This window comes from Subtercola sp. RTI3, assembly GCF_035018625.1.
GTDB classification, from domain to species: domain Bacteria; phylum Actinomycetota; class Actinomycetes; order Actinomycetales; family Microbacteriaceae; genus Subtercola; species Subtercola vilae.
On sequence record NZ_JASJXO010000044.1, the window covers coordinates 1 to 16,747 of the forward strand.

At 68.0% G+C, this 16,747-nt stretch carries 8 protein-coding genes and 1 pseudogene; 3 read left to right on the plus strand and 6 right to left on the minus strand.

Going from position 1 to position 16,747, the window contains the following annotated elements:
• The first annotated feature begins 214 nt into the window (after positions 1-214).
• The 3 genes from QN358_RS14360 (at position 215) to QN358_RS14370 (ending at position 4,657) form a co-directional block, all read left to right on the plus strand.
• The gene (locus QN358_RS14360; RefSeq protein WP_323512777.1) at positions 215-1,489 is read left to right on the plus strand and encodes a bifunctional glycosyltransferase family 2/GtrA family protein; all 1,275 of its coding nucleotides are present in this window, start codon (positions 215-217) and stop codon (positions 1,487-1,489) included.
• A complete protein-coding gene (locus QN358_RS14365; RefSeq protein WP_136642795.1) occupies positions 1,489-3,699 on the plus strand; it encodes a glycosyltransferase family 39 protein in 2,211 nt (736 codons plus the stop codon). The genes QN358_RS14360 and QN358_RS14365 overlap by 1 nt, the downstream gene beginning before the upstream one ends.
• A 76-nt stretch (positions 3,700-3,775) precedes the next feature.
• Entirely contained in the window at positions 3,776-4,657 is an 882-nt protein-coding gene (locus tag QN358_RS14370) for a PfkB family carbohydrate kinase (RefSeq protein WP_323512778.1), read from the plus strand.
• 79 nt (positions 4,658-4,736) lie between these two features.
• On the opposite strand, the gene QN358_RS14375 is transcribed toward QN358_RS14370, so the two are convergent.
• The 6 genes and pseudogenes from QN358_RS14375 to QN358_RS14400 form a co-directional block, all read right to left on the minus strand.
• Positions 4,737-7,523, minus strand: coding sequence for a glycoside hydrolase family 78 protein (locus tag QN358_RS14375; protein WP_323512779.1), 2,787 nt, complete (start codon positions 7,521-7,523; stop codon positions 4,737-4,739).
• A 117-nt stretch (positions 7,524-7,640) separates the two neighbouring features.
• Complete coding sequence (locus tag QN358_RS14380) at positions 7,641-9,140, minus strand: rhamnulokinase (RefSeq protein ID WP_237280431.1); 1,500 nt, start codon at positions 9,138-9,140, stop codon at positions 7,641-7,643.
• 94 nt (positions 9,141-9,234) lie between these two features.
• Positions 9,235-11,219: pseudogene (locus QN358_RS14385) on the minus strand (bifunctional aldolase/short-chain dehydrogenase).
• A 3-nt stretch (positions 11,220-11,222) separates the two neighbouring features.
• Complete coding sequence (gene rhaI, locus QN358_RS14390) at positions 11,223-12,392, minus strand: L-rhamnose isomerase (RefSeq protein ID WP_136642799.1); 1,170 nt, start codon at positions 12,390-12,392, stop codon at positions 11,223-11,225.
• A 16-nt stretch (positions 12,393-12,408) separates the two neighbouring features.
• Positions 12,409-13,863, minus strand: a complete 1,455-nt coding sequence (locus QN358_RS14395; RefSeq protein ID WP_323512780.1) for an L-fucose/L-arabinose isomerase family protein — start codon at positions 13,861-13,863, stop codon at positions 12,409-12,411.
• A gap of 41 nt (positions 13,864-13,904) precedes the next feature.
• Positions 13,905-16,547 (minus strand): glycoside hydrolase family 78 protein, encoded by a 2,643-nt coding sequence (locus QN358_RS14400; protein ID WP_323512781.1) that lies wholly within the window; start codon positions 16,545-16,547, stop codon positions 13,905-13,907.
• Between the last annotated feature and the right edge of the window lie 200 nt (positions 16,548-16,747).

Genomic DNA, 16,747 nt, shown 5'->3' on the forward strand with positions numbered 1-16,747 from the left:
AGATGTGTATAAGAGACAGGCCCCGCACCGCTCGGCCTCACGAAATCGCCCACCCCGTGCATCCTTTCGCCGTCGAAGAAGAAAAACTGTGGTCTGACCATATGGTCTGACCACACAATACAAGATTCCAGAGAAAAACGGAACCTGAAATTGTCATAGCTGGGTCATAGGCAAAGACCAGAACCCGCTGAGTCTGGCGGGAGAGTATCTCTGCATGACCTCGCATGACTCCTCCCTCGCCCTGGACGTCGTGGTGCCCGTGTACAACGAGCAGAACGCGCTCGAGTCCTGCGTCAGACGCCTGGCTGCCTATCTCACCGAATCGATGTCGGTGGCCTGGCAGATCACCATCGCTGACAACGCCAGCGTCGATGCGACCCCCGAGATCGCCGACCGGCTGGCTGCAGAGATTTCCGCCGTGCGTGTCATCCATACGAAGCGCAAGGGTCGAGGCCATGCACTCAAGATGGCGTGGGGCTCGTCGACCGCACACGTGCTCGCGTATGTCGACGTCGACCTGTCAACTGATCTCGCCGCCCTGCCGCCCCTGGTCGCTCCGCTGCTGTCGGGGCACTCCGACGTAGCCATCGGCACCCGGCTCTCCCGCTCGTCGCGCGTGGTGCGCGGCGGTAAGCGCGAGTTCATCTCCCGCAGCTACAACGTGCTGCTGCACGGCATGCTGGGCGCCAACTTCTCTGACGCGCAGTGCGGTTTCAAAGCCATTCGTGCCGATGTTGCCGCCGCGCTCCTTCCACTCGTGCAAGACGACGCCTGGTTCTTCGACACCGAGCTGCTCGTCATCGCGCAGCGCAGCGGCCTGCGAATCCACGAGGTTCCCGTCGACTGGATCGACGACCTCGACTCCCGCGTCGAAATCGCCTCGACCGTGAAGCAAGACCTGCGCGGCGTCTTCCGCGTGGGCCGCGACCTCGCTCGCGGGGTCATCCCCGTGCAGTCGGTGTACGCCGAGCTCGGCCGTTCGCCCATCGGGCGTGTCGACCGGCCGTCGTTTCTCGGTCAGGTGGTTCGGTTCGCTGTGGTGGGCGGATGCTCCACCATCGCCTACGCCCTCCTCTACCTGCTCTTCCAGGGCCTCATCGGGTCTCAGGCCGCCAACTTCAGCGCGCTGCTCATCACAACCATCGCCAACACCTGGGCGAACCGGCGTTTCACGTTCGCCATTCGCGGGCCGGCAAAAGCTGTCACGCACCAGTTTCAGGGCTTGATCGTCTTTGCGCTTGCCTGGGTCATCACCTCGGGCTCGCTGCTCGCCCTGAACCTGTTCGCGCCGAGCGCGCCCACCGCGGTGGAGCTGATCGTGCTCACCGTTGCCAACCTCGTCGCCACCGCCCTGCGGTTCGTACTGCTGCGCCGCTGGGTGTTCAAGGCACCCGCGGCTGAGCACACAACCGACCGCGAATGCACCTCCGGCACCCCCGCCGCTGCCTCGGCCACCGAACATCCCACTCAGAAAGCGAGCGCCGCCTGATGACCAGCAGCACTCTTCCCCGCCCGGTCAGCCCCGGCCGCACAGGCACCCCGTCTTCGAGCGACCTCAGCGCGCGCATCCGGAACCTCGGCCGTTCGCTCATTCGCGGCCGCGCCACCAACGCAGTGTGGGAGCGCCCGGCTCTGCTCGGCCTGCTCATTCTCACGACCCTCGCCTACCTCTGGAACCTCTCGAACAGCGGCTACGCCAACGAGTTCTACTCGGCCGCCGTGCAGGCCGGCTCGCAGAACTGGGAGGCGTTTCTCTTCGGCTCGTCTGACGCCGGCAACTCGATCACGGTCGACAAGCCGCCCGCCAGCCTCTGGATCATGGCGCTCTCGGTGCGCGCCTTCGGCCTGAGCTCGTTCTCGATTCTGCTGCCCGAGGCCCTGATGGGCGTGCTCACCGTGGCCCTCGTCTACGTCATCGTGCGCCGGCACTTCTCGCCGGGAGCCGCCCTCATCGCGGGAGCCGTCATGGCCAGCACGCCGGTGGCGGCGCTGATGTTCCGGTTCAACAATCCCGATGCGCTGCTCGTTCTGCTGCTCACCGCCTCGGTCTACTTCACTCTGCGCGCCATCGAAAGCGGCCGCATGCGCTGGCTCCTGCTCGCCGGCGCCATGGTCGGCTTCGGCTTTCTCACCAAGCAACTGCAGGCCTTCGTCATCCTGCCGCCGCTCGTCGTCGCCTACGCCTGGGCCGCGCCCATCCCGTTTCGCCGCCGCATCGGGCACCTGTTCGCCGCGCTCGGCGCCGTCATCGTGTCGGCAGGCTGGTGGGTTGCGCTCATCGAACTCGTGCCCGCGTCGATGCGCCCCTACGTCGGCGGTTCGCAGAACAACGACTTCCTCGAACTGACCTTCGGCTACAACGGCTTCGGTCGCCTCACCGGCGCCGAAACCGGCAGCGTCACCGGCGGCGCTGGCGGCGGCGCCACGACCGGCGGCCAATGGGGGGCCACCGGCTTCACCCGCCTGTTCGATGGCGAATTCGGCGGCCAGATCGCCTGGCTCATCCCGGCAGCCCTCGCCCTGCTCGTCATCTCGTTTGTGCTCCTGCGTCGCCAGAAGCGAACGGATGCGCGCCGCGCCACCCTCGTCATGTTCGGTGGCTGGCTGGTGGTGACCGGGCTGCTGTTCAGTTTCATGGCCGGAATCTTCCACGCCTATTACACGGTCGCTCTCGCACCTGCCATCGCGGGCGTCGTCGGAGCCGGCGCCGTTCTCCTCTTCAACACCCGCCGCCATCTCTGGGCCCGCCTCGTCTCGGCCGCGCTCGTACTCGTCACCGTCTTCTGGGCCTACTCGCTGCTGACGCGGGCGGCCGAATGGATGCCCTGGCTCAAGTTCGCCGTCGTCATCCTCGGTGTCGTGGCCGCCGTTCTGCTGGTCTTCCGGTTCACGGTTCGCGCTCTACGAATCACGACCATCGTCGTCACCCTCACAGCGGTGCTCCTGGCGCCCACCGCGTACACCCTCGAAACCATCTCGGTCGGACACACCGGCTCGATCGTCACGGCGGGCCCCACTGTCGCATCGTCAACCTCGTTCGGCGGCGGAGCGTTCGGTGCCCGCGGCGGGGCCGGCAACTTCGCCGGTGGCCGGCGCACGGCTGGCGGCGGCACGGCCGGAACCGGCGGTGCCGGTGGTGCGGGTACCGCTCCGCAGGGCGGCTTCGGCCAGCTCGGCGGCGGTACCGGTACCGGCACCGGAGCTGGTACGGGTACGGGCACGACGGGCGGTATGGGTACGGGCGGTACGGGCACGGGAACGCCCGGCGGTACCGGCACCGGCACCCCCACCGGCACCCGCGGCGGTGGCGGCGGCGGCGGAGGCCTGCTCGGCGGAGCCACGGTCAGCACCCAGGTCAGCGCACTGCTGAAGGCCAATGCTTCCAGCTACACCTGGGCGGCCGCGGCCATCGGCTCCCAGAACGCCGCCAGCTACCAGCTCGCCACCCAGGCGGCCGTCATGCCCATCGGCGGCTTCAACGGCAGCGACCCCTCACCCACCCTCGCAGGGTTCACGGCCGATGTGGCTGCGGGCAAGATCCACTACTTCATCTCCTCTGGCAACATCGGAACCTCGAACGGCGGCAGCTCCATCTCCTCCCAGATCGCGAGCTGGGTGGCCGCGAACTTCACCGCCACCTCCGTCGACGGAACCACCCTCTACGACCTGACCGCCGCCTCAACCACGGCGACCAGCTAGCGGCCTCGTGGGGGCTCTGATCGCCCCCGGCTAAGCTGTTCAGCGTCGAAACTTCGCCGTCGAAAGGTTCTGGCTCGTGGGTCGTGTGTTCGTAGTGGGTTCGTTGAACGTCGACTCGGTCGTGCGAGTCGAGCGTCATCCCTCGCCCGGTGAAACCGTTCGGGGCGGCGACCTCGCCACCTTCTGGGGCGGCAAAGGCGCGAACCAGGCTGTCGCGGCCGCCGAAGCCGGGGCAGACGTCATCTTCATCGGCCGTGTCGGCGACGACCCCGAAGGCCACGCCTACCGCACCCGCCTCGCCTCCCGCTCGATCGACGTCAGGCCCCTCGGCATCACCCATGGTGTCACCACCGGCCACGCCATGATCGCCGTCTCCGGCGACGGCGAGAACACCATCATCGTCTCGCCCGGCGCCAACGCCCGTGTCACCCTCGACGACCTCGCCCTCCTCCGCCCCGCCTCCTTCTCCGCCACCGACACCCTCAACACCACCGACACGGCCTACGACTCCGAGCCGGGCGGCATCACTGCAGGAGATGTGCTGCTCGCGTCGCTCGAGCTCGACTTCGACGTGGTGTCCGAAGCGGTGCGCCTGGCTGCGGCCGCAGGGGCGCGGGTGGTGCTGAACCTCGCTCCGTTCGCCGTGCTGCCGGCCGGGGTACTGGCGCTGGCCGACCCCGTGATCGTCAATGAGCACGAGGCAGAGGAGCTCCGGGCATCCGGAGCCCTGCCCCCCTCGGTGCTCATCACTCTCGGCCCTGACGGATCCCGCTGGGGCAGCACAACCGTGCCCGGCACCCGCGTCGACTCCGTCGTCGACACCACTGGGGCCGGCGACACCTACTGCGGAACCCTCGCCGCCCATCTCGCCGCCGGCGCCACCCCCGACGCGGCCATGCTCGCTGCCAGTGCCGCCGCCGCTCGCAGCGTCACCTGGCTGGGCGCCCAGCCCGACTGACCCCGCTCTGCGCCTCAGCCCCCGCCCCTGGTTCTCCGAGCGGGCCGTTGGCGACCCGCGTGCGCGCTGACGTGGGCCGTCAGGCAGCGGCCGACGTGAAGGTGTGCGCGCCGGGACCGACCGCGAGCAGGCGCCCGTCGGGCAGCTCGAGGGTGCCCGTGGTGCCGAGCGGCAGCGACACATCGACCGTGAGGCTGCCACCCCCCACCCGCCACGCGATCGAGACCGTTCCGTACGGCGACTCGTGCCGCGCACTCGCCGATGTCAGCCCCCCTCCCGGCCGCGGCGCGAACGCGACCGTGCGATACCCGGGCGACGCCGGCGCGAGCCCCGCCACCACGCGGTGCAGCCAGTCGGCCACGGCGCCGAGCGCGTAGTGGTTGAACGAGGTCATCTCGCCCGGGTTGATGGTTCCGTCGGGCAGCTGGCTGTCCCATCGCTCCCAGATCGTGGTCGCCCCGCTCGCCACGGTGTACAGCCACGACGGGCACTCCTGCTCGAGCAGCAGCGCGTAGGCGCGTTCCACCCCGCCGGTGCTCGTGAGGGCGTCGGAGACGACGTTGGTGCCGGCGAATCCGGTGGCGATGCGATTGCCCGCTGTTTCGACGAGCGACGCCAGGCGAGCACCGGCTCCCGCCACCTGGGCGGGAGTGGGCAGAAGGTCGAATTCGATGGCCAGCGCATAGGCGGTCTGGGCGTCGCTCGTGAGCCGGCCATCCGGAAGCACGTACTCGGCAGCGAACGCCGCCCGAACCTCGGCCGCCAGCGCGAAGTACCGCGCCGCATCGGCGGTGAGGCCGAGCACTTCAGCCGATCGCGCGAGGTGCAGCGTCGACCACGCGAAGTACGCCGTCGCCACGAGGTACCGGTCGGTGAGCGCGTCGGCCGGGTCTTCGGGCGGCGCCGCGGGGTCGAGCCAGTCGCCGAGCTGAAACCCGGTGTTCCACAGGCGGCTGGGGCCCGCCAGCGACTCCATCAGGTCGACCCAGCCCTTTGCGCTCTCGTACTGGGCCGCGAGGATGCCCGTGTCACCGAAGCGCTCGTAGAGCACCCACGGGGTGAGCACCGCCACGTCACCCCACACCGCGCCGGGGCGAATCGGCGTCCACATCTGGCCGCCCGGAATCACCGGAACGTACCAGGGCACCGTGCCGTCAGGCAGCTGCTCGGCCGCCACATCGCGAAGCCAGGAGCCGAGCATTCCCGAGCAGTCGTACAGAAAGGATGCCGTCGGTGCGAACACTTGAATGTCGCCTGTCCAGCCCAACCGTTCGTCGCGCTGGGGGCAGTCGGTGGGAATGTCGACGAAGTTGCCGCGCATGCTCCACCGCACGTTCTCGTGCAGGCGATTGACGAGCGGGTCTGACGATGCGAACCATCCGGTGCGCGCCATGTCGGTGTGGTAGACCCGGGCAACGATGTCGCCGGGCCGCAGTACGCCCGGCCATCCGGTGACCTCGGCGTAGCGAAAACCGTGGATCGTGAACCGCGGCTCCCACACCTCTTCGCCGCCGCCCGCGAGCGTGTAGCGGTCGGTCGCCGCGGCCCCCCGCAGCGGCCGCGTGTAGAGCTCGCCGTCGTGCAGTACTTCGGCGTGCCTCAGCGTCACGGTCTGCCCGCGTTCGCCTCGCACCCGGATGCTCAGCCGACCCGACAGGTTCTGCCCGAAGTCGAGCAGGGTGGCGCCCGACGGGCTCGTGGTGACAGAGACCGGCTCGAGCTCTTCAGTCGAGCGCACCGGCGGCCCCTGCGGCGCGATGAGCACCGTAGCGTCGTGCGGCGAGACCACCACGGGGGTGAACCCGCTCGCGTCGAACCCGGGCGACGACCATCCGGGGCCCGCGGCGGAGCTGCCCGCACCTGTACCCGCACCTGTACCCGTACCGATACCCGCGGCGCCCGCGGCCGCATCAGAGGCCGTGAGGTCGTCGGCGGAACCCGCCGCGCCATCCGCAGGCGTCCCTGCACCATCGACCACGTCGCCCGACCCCGCCGTCACCCGCGCGTCGAACGTCTCGCCGTCGTACAGCTCGGTGAACCCGATCGGGCCGAACCCGGCCTGCCAGTCGGCGTCGGTCGCGACTGTCACCGTGCGCCCATCGTCGAGCGTCACCTCGAGCTGCGCGATGAGCGCCAGCTCGGTGCCGTACAGGTTGCGGTGGCCGCCGTTGAAGCCGTACCGCCCGCGAAACCAGCCGTCGGCGAGCCACGAGCCGATCACGTTGGCTCCGGATGCGAGGTGTGCGGTGACGTCGTACGTGTAGTACCGCAGGCGCTCGCCGTAGACGGTCCAGCCGGGGCTGAGGGCGTCGTCGCCCACGCGCTTGCCGTTGATCTCGACCTCGTAGAGGCCGTGCGCGGTGACGTAGAGGCGGGCCGAGGCGACGCCGGCGTCGAGCGTGAATTCTCGGCGGAGCAGCGGCGGGCGCCGGTCGGCCGTATCGTCTTCGGCCCACGCGGGGCCGGCGGCGAGGGCGCTCCAGTCGCCGGGCTGCAGCAACCCTGCTTCGACCACGCTGCGCTCCGACCACTCGGAGACCGCGCCGAACACCGTGCCGGAGGTGGTTGCGGCGGTCGAGTCGGCGGCGCCCGCGCCGGCACCCCACACCCGCACGCGCACGGCCATCCGTTCGCGCGACGTGAGCGGGGCATCCGGCCATGCCACCAGCACCTGCTCGCCCGATACGATGCGGCCCGACGAGTGCACCTCGCCGCCGCGCTCGAACGACACCTCGTAGGCCGTCTGCACCCACTCGTTGTCGCCCGCGTCGCCGCTGGCCTTCCACGACAGCCGCGGCTCGGCCTCGCCGATGCCGAGGGCGTCGCGGTGGTGCTCGAACGTGGGGGCAGTGATGCTGACGGTCATGGCTGTTCTCTCTGAATCGACGCTGATCTGAAGGGGTCGTGCGGGGCAGTGCGGGGTGGTGCGCGGTGTTTCGCGTCGAGCTGGTCGCGCGAGGCAGCCCGCAGCCCGCAGCCCGCCCTACCGCCCCCGCGGCCGGTACCGCGTCGGCCGGAACGTCGCCGACACGACCGCCCGCAACGCCTCGAGCGAGCTGCCCACGGGCACCATGCCCGCCGCGCGCGCTTGCACGAGAATGTTGCCAATGGCCGTCGCCTCCACCGGCCCCGCCAGCACGGTCAGCCCAGTGCGGTCGGCGGTCAGCTGGCAGAGCAGCTCGTTCAGCGAGCCGCCCCCCACGATGTGGATCGCCGAGACGGTCTTGCCCGTCAACTCCGCCGCCTGCTGCACCGTCGTGGCATACGCCACGGCCAGGCTCTCGAGAATCGAGCGCGTGAACTCGGCGGGGTTCTGAGGCACAGCGACCCCGTGTTCTCGGCACCAGTCGGCGATGCGCGACGGCATGTCTCCGGGGGTGATGAACCGGTCATCCGCCGCGTCGAAGACGCTCACGGGTGCAGTGACAGCCGATGCTCGGGCGAGCAGTTCGGCGAGTTCGATGGGGGTTCCGGATGCCCGTTCCCACGTTCTGACCGACTCCGACAACAGCCACAACCCTGACACATTCTTCAGGTACCGCACCCGCCCGTCGACGCCGCCCTCGTTCGTGAAGTTGGCGGCGCGGCCCTCCTCGCTCACAACGGGCGATTCGAGCTCGACTCCCACAAGCGACCACGTACCGCTCGAGATGTACGCGAAGTCGTCGTCGGTCGCGGGCACCGCGACCACGGCCGATGCGGTGTCGTGCGAGCCCACGAGCGTGACCCCTACGCCCGGCCCGGCACCCAGGTCGGAGGCCACCTCGGGCAGCAGTCGCCCGAGCGAACTCCCGGGTTCGGCGAGCCGCGGAAGAAGGCCCGCAGGCAGCCCGAGGCGCGTCATCAGCTCAGCATCCCAGCCGCGCGTGTGCGGGTTCAGCAGCCCGGTGGTCGACGCGTTCGTGATCTCGGCGACGCCCACGCCGGTGAGCCAGTACCCGAGCAGGTCAGGTATCAGCAATACCGTGTCGGCCAAGGCGAGGTCTCCGGATGCCCGGTCGGCAGCAAGCTGGAACAGTGAGTTGAACGGCAGATGTTGCAGCCCGTTCAACCGGTACAGTTCGGCCGGCCCGACCACCGAGTGCACGGCGGCAACCCCTGCCGTCGTGCGCTCGTCACGGTAGTTGTACGGAGCCCCGAGCATCCGGCCGCCCCGCAACAACGCGTAGTCGACCGCCCACGAGTCGACGCCGATCGACACCACGTCGGGCTCGTCGCGAAGTGCGCTGCGGAGCCCGGCGCCGACCGACCGGTACAACTCGAGGATGTTCCAGTGCAGCCCGAACGCAGCCTCGCCGCTCGCCTGGCCAGCGGCCGCTCCCGCACCCGCATCCGCATCCGCATCCGCGCGGCCTTCGTACACCCGCACAGGTTGATTCGGAAAGCGCGCCACATGCTGCATGCGCACCTCACCGTCGCCCACGTACCCGAGGATCACCCGCCCACTCGTCGCCCCCAGGTCGACCGCGACAACCGCGCTCACCGCCCGCTCCTCCCGCCGCCGCTCGTGAATCCGCCCGCGTTGGAGGAGAAGGAGGCGGTTGAGGAGCGGGCGGCGAGGGCGGCGGGCGGGTGGCTCATCGGAGGAAGGCGGCCGCGACGCCGGCGTCGACGGGGATGTGGAGACCGGTGGTGTGGGTGAGGTCGTGGCCGGTGAGCACGGCGACCGCGTTCGCGACGTGGTCGGGCAATACCTCACGGCCGAGGATGGTGCGCTTGGCGTAGTACGCGCCGAGCTCCGCTTCGGGCACCCCGTACACCGCAGCGCGTTTCGCGCCCCAGCCGCCGGAGAAGATTCCCGAGCCGCGAACGACACCGTCGGGGTTGATGCCGTTCACTTTCACCCCGTGTTCGCCGAGCTCGACCGCGAGCAGGCGCACCTGGTGTGCCTGGTCGGCTTTCGTCGCAGAGTACGCAATGTTGTTCGGGCCCGCGAAAACCGAGTTCTTCGACGAAATGTAGATGATGTCGCCGCCCATCTGCTGGTCGATGAGCACGCGGGCCGCTGCGCGCGACACCATGAACGAGCCTTTCGCCATGACGTTGTGTTGCAGGTCCCAGTCGGCGTCGGTGGTTTCGAGCAACGGTTTCGACAGCGACAGACCCGCGTTGTTCACGACGAGGTCGAGGCCGCCGAACGCGAGCACGGTGGCGTCGATCGCGGCCTGGATGTCAGAAGCCGAGGTCACATCGGCGCGCACCCCGATTGCGACATCGGTCGAGCCGAGTTCGGCGGCAGCATCCTGAGCCTTCTGCAGGTCGAGGTCGGCGATCACAACGCTGCACCCGTGACGAGCGCGATACGCGTCGCATGCGACGCGGGTTTGGGCAGCCGGGCGAGTTTGGCTTCTTCGAGGGCCCAGTACTCGATACGAAACTTCTCTGCCTCATCGATCGGCGCGTACGTCGAGAGCGCCTCGGCACCGCGCATCACGTTGATCGCGTTCGTGTAGAACTCACCCGCGACCCGGGAGGTCTGCTTGTTGGCCCCGTAGGAGAACATGCCCACCCCGGGAATCAGAACGATCGCGGGGTCAGCGCCTCGCATGGCGGGCGAACCTTCGACCTTGTTGCGGTCGTAGTACGCCGCGTACTCGGCACGGTATTCGGCGTGCAGCTCCTTCAAGCGGGCGATCGACTCCTCGACCGTCGCGGTGCCGGGCAGGTCGAGGATCAGCGGCTTCACTTTGGTGCGGAGGAAGTGATCGGGGCAGGACGTGCCGAGCGCACCCAGCCGGGGGTGCTCGGCCGAAGCCAGGAAGTCGAGTACCACGGGCGTGTCGGTGAAAGACCCGACCATGGGCCGGTCGACCGACGCGAGGCCGCGGATGCTCGCGCCGAGCGCGGCAGCTTTCGCGCGCCGCTCTTCTTCGGGCAGGGCCTCGTAACCGGCGAGTGCGGGCCCGAACGGCAGTGCGCGGCCGTGCTCGGCGATGTACGCCTCAGCGGTGTCGATGATCCAGAGCGAGTTCGCTTCGGCCTCGTCTGACGTGTCGCCCCACGCGGTGATGCCGTGCCCGCCGAGAATGCAGCCCACAGCGGCGGGGTTGGCGTCTTTGATCGCGGCGATGTCGAGGCCGAGCTGAAAACCGGGGCGCCGCCACGGCACCCAGACCACCTTCGAACCGAAGATCGTGGTCGTGAGGGCTTCCCCGTCGGCCGCGGTCGCGACAGCGATACCGGAGTCGGGGTGCAGGTGATCGACGTGGGCTGCGTCGACGAGGCCGTGCATGGCCGTGTCGATCGAGGGTGCAGCGCCGCCCTTGCCGAACAGGGTGTAGTCGAACGCGGCAACCATTTCGTCTTCGCGCTCAACACCGGGATACACGCTCACGAGCGATCGCAGCCGGTCGACCCGCAACACGGCGAGTCCCGCCTCTTTCAGCGTTCCGAGGTCGCCGCCCGAGCCCTTCACCCACAACAGTTCGACGGGCTCGCCCGTGACCGGGTCGAGTTCGAAACCCTTGGCAGAGGTGTTACCCCCGGCATAATTCGTGTTCCTCGCATCGGAACCCAGACGATTCGAACGAGCAATCAGTTCAGCTGCGGTGGTGTTGGTCATGGTTCAGGCTCCCCAGCTCGCTTGTTGGCCGCCGACACGGGTTTCGGCGATGTTCTTCTGGTACCCCGAGGCGAGGTACGCCTTCATCGGGTCGGCCGGCAGGCCGCGACCCTCACGCCACTCGGCCAGGGCCGGGCGAACGTCGGTGTAGAACGCGTCCATCAGAATGTTGTTGGCGCCGAGCACGTCTTCGGCATTCTGCGCGGCGTCGAGCGCTTCGGTGTCGACCAGCAACGCACGAGCCGTCATCTCCTGAACATTCAGCACCGAACGAATCTGGCCGGGAATCTTGTCTTCGACGTTGTGGCACTGGTCGAGCATGAAGGCAACCGGCGACCCGGGGCCGTAGCCGCCGCCGCGCACGACCTCGAAGAGAATTCTGAACAGCTGGAACGGGTCGGCCGCCCCCACGATGAGGTCGTCGTCGGCGTAGAAGCGCGAATTGAAGTCGAACGAGCCGAGCTTGCCGAGGCGAAGCAACTGCATGACGATGAATTCGATGTTCGTGCCGGGCGCGTGGTGGCCTGTGTCGAGGCAGACCAGGGCGCGGTCGCCGAGCGCGGAGACCTGGGCGTACGAGGTTCCCCAGTCGGGAACATCGGTGTGGTAGAAAGCGGGCTCGAAGAATTTGTACTCGAGTACCATCCGCTGCGATTCACCGATGCGGTCGTAGATTTTCTGCAGCGAGTCGGCGAGGCGGTCCTGGCGGCCGCGCAGGTTGCCCTGGCCGGGGTAGTTGGTGCCGTCGGCGAGCCAGATCTTGAGGTCTTGAGATCCGGTCGCATCCATCACGTCGATGCACTCGAAGTGATGGTCGATGGCCTTCTGCCGGATACCTGCGTCGATGTGTGTCAGGCTGCCGAACTTGTACGCGTCGTCTTGGAACGTGTTCGAGTTCACCGTGCCCACCGTCACGCCGAGTTCGGCGGCTGTGTCGCGGAGAGCGTCGTAGTCGTCGACCTTGTCCCACGGAATGTGCAGCGCGACCTTGGGTGACAACCCCGTCACCTTGTTCACCTGCGCGGCGTCGGCCAGCTTCTCCTGGATGGTGCGAGGGGTGCCTGGCGTCGAGAACACCTTGAAACGGGTGCCCGAATTGCCGAATGCCCATGACGGCAGCTCGATGACCTGCGACTCGAGCTGCGACAGTAGTGAACTGCTGAGTGTGCCCATGATGATGATCCTTTTCTTACTTCACTGAGACTTGACGAAACTCGATGCCCATGAGGCTTGCTGCTGCTTTGAAATCTGCCGCGCGGTGGCCGGTGGCCAGCGCCCAGTGGTGGTCGGTGCCGGTGGCGCTCCACTCGTCGACCCACTCACCTGGGTCGCAGCCGAAGTCGACGCGTGAGGTGGTGTTGCCGATCGCGAGCAGCGGGCCCGGCACGACGGTTCCTTCGGAGGCCACGAAGACGTAGCTGCCGTCGTGCTCCTGCCCCACGCCGAACACCGTCACGGGCCCGTGCTTCACGTCGAACTCGACGCTCACGCCGTAGCCGCGCTTGCCGTGAAAGACACCGAGGCCGCGAAGAAGCGGGCCGCCCGCGCTGATGGCGAGGTGCGCCGGGCCGTCGTGGCCCATCTCGACCACGTTGTCGGTGAAGTTCAGCGCCTGTATCTCGGTGAACGACCCGCCCGCCCCGAGCGCGTGCGACGCAAGCATGGCGATGCTGGTGCGCAACTCGAACTCGCCGACCGTGGGGATGCCGCGGGCGGTGAGCAGGGATGCCCCCAGAATCATGCCCGCACCGAGACGTTCGTGCAGCTCTCCGCCGAGCCCCCGGTGGTAGTAGGCCAGCGAGTCGAGGTCGAAGTCGCCGATCAGCCGGTCGAGCCCCACTGAGACGCGGGCGCCCCACGCGAAGTCGTCGTCGTTCACCGAGTCGTCGAGCGTGAACACTTCGCGGGCGAGTTGCATGCGCTCGCGAACCTCAGCATCGGTGACGGCATCGACTCGCACGCGCAGGTCGTCGAATTCGAGAATCTCGATGTGCGACCCGAAGGTGGTCGACACGGTGGTGAGGTCGGTCGAGACGTCGAGCATGCCCGGGTAGAGATGACCCATCAGCCCGTGACGGGCGTTCTTCAGCCGCGCACTGACACCCGCCGCGTGCACCCAGCGCTCGATCCGCACCCAGGCCGACTCCTGCTTCAGATGACCCGAGACCGAACGAAACGGGATGCCCGCCCGACGGAACACGTTCGCAACTTCAGGCACGGGGCACTGCCCGCAGTACGCGAGCCACTTGCCGGTGTCGAAGTTCGCGTGGTCCATCGCTTCGGTGGGCTGCAGATCGATCAGCAGTACGGGAGTGTTGGTTCGTTGGGCGATCGGCAGAACCATCGACGACGTCAGGTAGGTCGAGAGAAAGATGACGATCAGGTCGCAGTCGGCCACGCGCAACTGCTCACCGGCCTTCAGCGCCTCGGGGGCATCCGACACGAACCCTGCATCGACCACGTCGGCGTCGAGCTGCCTGAACCGGTCGGTGATGTACCCGGCCGAGAGTTTCAGCTGCGGCAGAAGGTCAGGAAACTGCGGCCAGTAGGTGCCGAGGCCGCCCGAGACGAGCCCGACGCGGGTCTTTCGCCGCGTGAACGGCTCGAGCGACGCATGCAGTGCGTTCGAGGTGGTGTGGGTCATGGGCTGTTCCTGTGCAAGGGGATGGGTGCCGGGAGACGGAATCAGGCGTTGGCGAGCGCCAGCGTCGACGTGAAGTGGTGTTGGCCCGAACCCACCTCGACGGTGTCTCCGCCGGGAACCACGACGGTCGCCGTGACGCCGGGGGGCACCTCGACGTCGAGTGTGAAGGCGTCACCCTCGAGAGACCAGGCCGAACGGATGAGGCCGCGCACACTTTCGTAACTGGCCGCGGCAGAGGTGAGCGAGCCGCCCACGCGCGGGGCGATGTGCAGGCGCTCGTAGGCGACCGACGTGGCCGCCTGCTCGATGCCGGCCACGTAGCGGTAGAGCCATTCGCCAACAGAGCCCAGCGAGTAGTGGTTGAACGAGTTCATCTCCACCGCCTGGAACCCGGCGTGTTCGGTCCAGCCGTCCCACCGCTCCCAGATGGTCGTGGCGCCCTGGCGAACCGAGTAGAGCCACGAGGGGTACCGGTCGGTCTCGAGCAGGGCGAAAGCGAGGTCGTCGCGGCCGATCTCGCTGAGCACGGGGCAGAGCAGCGACACCCCGACGAACCCGGTGGTCAGCAATCCGTCATGCGCGTCGATCGCTTCGGCAAGGTGCTTCGCAGCGTTTTCACGGTGCTCGCCCGAAACCAGGTCGAAGGCGAGTGCGAGCAGGTAGTCGGTCTGGGTGTCACCTTCAAGGCGGCCATCCTGACCCGTGAAGGTGTCGACGAAGGCCTGCTTGATGCGGGCGGCGAGCTCACCGTAGTGCGCGGCGTCGGCGGTCTTGCCGAGGGCTTCGGCCGACTTCGCCACGAGCTCGGCCGAGTGCGCGAAGTAGGCGGTGGCCATGAGCGGGCGCGGGGTGAGGGCATCGATCTGCAGCCAGTCGCCGTAGTGGTTGCCCACGCGGCGGGTCCAGATGAGGTTCGGGTTGTGCTTCTCGATGAAGTCGACCCAGCGGGTCATCGACTCGTACGAGGTCTCGAGCAGACGCAGATCGCCATACACCCGGTAGAGGTGCCACGGGATGATCACGCCGGCGTCGGCCCACGCCGGAGCCCCGTCGGCGAAGAACTGCGACACCACCGGTGCCACGTCGGGAAACGAGCCCTCAGCGGTCTGGGCGCCGCGTACGTCGGCGAGCCAGCGGGTGAAGAACGAGGCCACGTCGGCGTTCAGGGCCGCCGTGGGCAGAAAGACCTGGGCGTCGGCCATCCAGCCGAGCCGCTCGTCGCGCTGCGGGCAGTCGGTGGGCAGCCCTACGAAGTTGCCGCGTTGGCCCCAGGCGATGTTGCTGATCAGCTGATTGACGTCGGCGCTCGACGTGGTGATCGTGCCGGCGGGTGGCGTGGCGCTCGAGAGTACAACGGCCGTGACGCGCTCAAGCGGCACCGGCTCGTCGAGGCCCTCGATCTCGAGGTAGCGAAAGCCGTGCAGGGTGAAGGTCGGCTCGAAGACATTGCTGTCGGCGCCGGCCGACACGTACACGTCGCGCTGCTGGGCCGTGCGAAGGTTGGCCGTGTACAGCTCGTCATTCTCCAGCACCTCGCCGTGCTTCAGGATGATCGACCGATCAGCCGCGAGAGGCCCGAAGTCGACGCGCACGCGCCCCACCAGGTTCTGGCCGAAGTCGTAGAGCGCGCGGCCATGGGCATCGATGACCACGCTGATCGCGGGTAATTCATCGATGACCTCGATGGGGGCATCCACCTGGGCCAGAAACGTGCTGAAGTCGTCGGTGCGAGTGGCGACCGGCGCCCAGCCGGAGGCGTCGTACTCGGGTGTGTTCCAGGCGCCGAGGTCGCGGCGGGCATCGACGTACTCGCCCATGAGCAGGTCGGTGTAGAAGATGCGGCCGTTCGCGGTCTGCCAGCTGTCATCGGTCACGATGCGGTCGGTGCTGCCGTCGGCGTAGGTGATCTCCAGCTGGGCCCAGGCCTCAGAGGTGACGCCGTAGTGGTTGCCCTGGCGTCGGGCGTCGAAGCCAACGTAGCCGGCCCACCAGCCGTCAGCCAGCACGATGCCGATGGCGTTCTCGCCCTCCTTCACCTGGTCGGTGACGTCATAGGTCTGGTACTGCAGGCGCTCGGTGTAGTCGGTCCAGCCGGGGGCGAGTTCGGCGCTGCCGAGACGGTCGCCGTTGAGGTGCGCGGTGTAGATGCCGTGTGCGGTCGCGTAGAGGCGGGCGCTGGCGATGGGGCCGCGGGCCGTGAAGGCGCGGCGCAGGTACGCGGCCGGCGGAACGTGGCGCATCGAGGTGGGGATGTCGTCGTCGACGGGCGGGTCGAACTCGCGCTCGGGAATGTCGTACGTGGTGTCGGCAGCGACCCAGCCGCCCGCGAAGTCGTCTCGCTCGAGCAGGCCTGTCTCGAACCAGGCCGTGCCGGCCTCGATGACCGTCTGGTCGGTGTCTCTGAGCGTCAGGCTCCACGTGTAACGGGTGCGCGAGTTCAGTGGCCCGTCGTACGTGACCCCCACGGCGGTGCCGGCGTCGACCCAGCCCGTGCTCCAGGCCGCGCTGCCGATTGCGCTCTGGTCGGCGCTGCCCTCGGACGACACGTCGACCCTGTAGGCAGCAGCGGCGGCACCTGAAACGGTGCTCTTCAGTCGCCACGAGAGCCGAGGGGCTGAGATGTCGATGCCGAGAGGGTTTTCACGGTATTCGGTGCGCAGGGCGTAGGCCTGAAGAGTGGTCATTGTGCGGTGCAATCCTTTGATCTGCAAGGCAGGTCTTCGCTGACGCTGCGAAACAATAATTACCACAATCGAAACGTTTCACAAAGCGCGTTGCGATATTCGATGGCGGCCCCAAGACGTTATTCTTCTGTTACTTTTTGGCATATTGACTAATGAACGTGTTCATGCGTAAGTTGTGCTGAGTTCACAGTTGAAACGAA